Annotated in this window: 2 protein-coding genes; one reads left to right on the forward strand and one right to left on the reverse strand. The window is 56.2% G+C overall.

Annotated elements, in window-relative coordinates; translation table 11 throughout:
* Positions 1-332: 332 nt before the first annotated feature.
* Positions 333-1,421 (forward strand): hypothetical protein, encoded by a 1,089-nt coding sequence (locus CAI21_RS22645; RefSeq protein ID WP_116304375.1) that lies wholly within the window; start codon positions 333-335, stop codon positions 1,419-1,421.
* Between the two features lie 14 nt (positions 1,422-1,435).
* Here the strand turns inward: CAI21_RS22645 and CAI21_RS22650 are convergent.
* Positions 1,436-2,240, reverse strand: an 805-nt coding sequence (locus tag CAI21_RS22650) for a formylglycine-generating enzyme family protein (RefSeq protein WP_181919610.1), incomplete at its 5' end; no start/stop codon positions are given.

Raw genomic sequence — 2,240 nt, forward strand, 5'->3', positions numbered from 1 at the left:
AACCATGGCTTCATCGTCATGCCAATCTTCCTTATCCGATTCTTCTATGCGTCCACTAGGCTGGCCCCTAGTGTATAGGGCTTTATTACCCGATTGTAGACACAACGCCCCCGGAGGATGCGGCACCGTAGGCTGGGTTGAGCCAACGGCGAAACCCAGCATCCCCCCTTTCCCGCTCAGCAAGCGTTTGAAGATGTTGGGTTTCGGCTACGCCTCAACCGCAACCTACCAAGCCGAACGATTGGCCGAATGATTTATAGGCTCATGAACACCGGCGACGGATAAAGCCTCCGAGACGGGTCGAGGAAGAGGACAGCCTCGACCTCGGCGACATGCGACTTCAACTAAGCGCCCACATCGGCGGCTATGTGGGGGCGAACCTCGTCGCATCGGCCAAAATCCATCTGGATACGAAGGAAGGCATTTTGCACGCCACCGGCGTGCGTACCGACAAAGGCAATCCGGACGGAGTGCCGGAACACAGTGCCGGTTTCGACGTCCCGGACAATGAGCTGGCCGTTTCCGCCTTCGCCGGCGCCAAAGCGGAAACCGGCATTAAGGGCGCCCTGGAGTGGCGCAGCCCCGAGCCGGACGGGCCTTCTCGGGCCACGCTCGACGAACCGGATACGGCGCAAACCCCGAAGTTTGTCGAATTGGGAAGTGTCGGGTACACCGTCACCGGGCTGGCGGGGGCAGGGTTAAACGGTAGCTTTAAGATTGGCTTTGACCAAGCAACTAGGCGCTTTGTAATAAAAGCCAAAGCATCCGCGTGCCTAGGCCTTGGTTTCGGTGGTGAAATAGCATTCGCGGTCAGCGCCAAGCATGTTTGGCAGTTCATCGTGCTGGTACGCAGCAAACTAAAAGAAGCCGACTTCAGTTTTATCGACATCTTTGATGATCATGAAACCTTTGACACTTTCTCCGCATGGCAACTTGAATTGGTTAGACAGGGTTACAAATCATTCAGGAGGGGAGCCCCCGCGGTAGAAATAACGCATCAGATCGGCACTCTAGGTATGCGCCTACTTCAAGAAATAGACACACTCCTGGGTTCTTGGAGAAACAATCGCCGGGCGGACGAAGAAATAAACGAATTAATAACTGCCGTACATTCAAAGGCAGCGATTCTAGAATACTGCACCCCAGAAACGACAGGAAGGCTTTTACACGCGCTAATTGAAACGGAAATAGAAGACAGAAGACATGAAGAAGCGGTCATTCTTGTCATAAGGTCAATCAAAAGCATTCGGCACTATTTTGAAGTCATGGAGCACCTAGAGGCTGTCACCCCCGGCGCTACAGAAACAGAAAAAGCACATCGCGCCTTAACAAACGAGCAACGGCTATTCGCTTCGTTAAGCGACTCAGGAGAAAGAGCCTACCTCGCTTGGCGTCGAGACTTATTTGAGGGCTCCCAATAGTGGGAGCCCGACAACTAATCTCTTGATACAGGGGACGCTTGATTCACGACACAGCGAATACCTCCTCCACCTCCGGTGTTATCTGGAGGCGTAGGGCTCCGTCGGAAAACCATTTTCATCTCTGGCGACCCAATCCATCCGCTCCCTCGCTGCACCTTACGATCCCCAGCCTCCGGCCCCGTCGGATTATGCTTGGGCTCCTCAGTGTAGGGGCCATACCAGTCCAAGACCCACTCTGGCTGATTGCCGATCATACCGTACAGGCCCAGAGGATTCGGCGGAAACGTTCGCGGCGGCGTCGCGCCCGACGGCGTATCCGGTCCACGATAGTTCCGGCCCCGGTCGATGGTGCCGTCGTCCGTCGCATACGGCACGTTCTTACCGCGACTCCGCGCGGCATACTCCCACTGCGCTTCGGTCGGCAGATCAAACGGCAGCCCTGTGAGTTCGCCTAACCAGTGGCAGTACGCGCGGGCGTCGTACCAATCCATGCCCCAAGCAGGAAGGTCCGGACCCCGCGTTGGCATATGAAGCCTATTTGCCCGCACAAGCTCTCTGCCGGTGGACCGAGTAAAAAGGTCATACTCTTCGTGAACCACTTCATACCGCTGAATCGAATAACTATCCAGCGTCACCTCATGCGCCGGATGCGTATCCCGATCTCCGGTCCAGCGCCGATTAATCACCGTCCCGTCAGACAGCGTCCGCTCAAAGCCGACGTCCCCCATCATGAACGTGCCGCCTTCGACGAACACCAGGCTCTCCAGCGTCCGGTCCACATGCGCCTGCAACTCCGGGCTTAGGTTCTCCGGGTCAATC

This window comes from Alkalilimnicola ehrlichii, from assembly GCF_003399765.1.
GTDB lineage: Bacteria > Pseudomonadota > Gammaproteobacteria > Nitrococcales > AK92 > AK92.

Bases quoted from the DNA above. Each gene is read 5' to 3' on its own strand.
- CAI21_RS22645 (WP_116304375.1), top strand. From the start codon at position 333: ATGCGACTTCAACTAAGCGCCCACATCGGCGGCTATGTGGGGGCGAAC.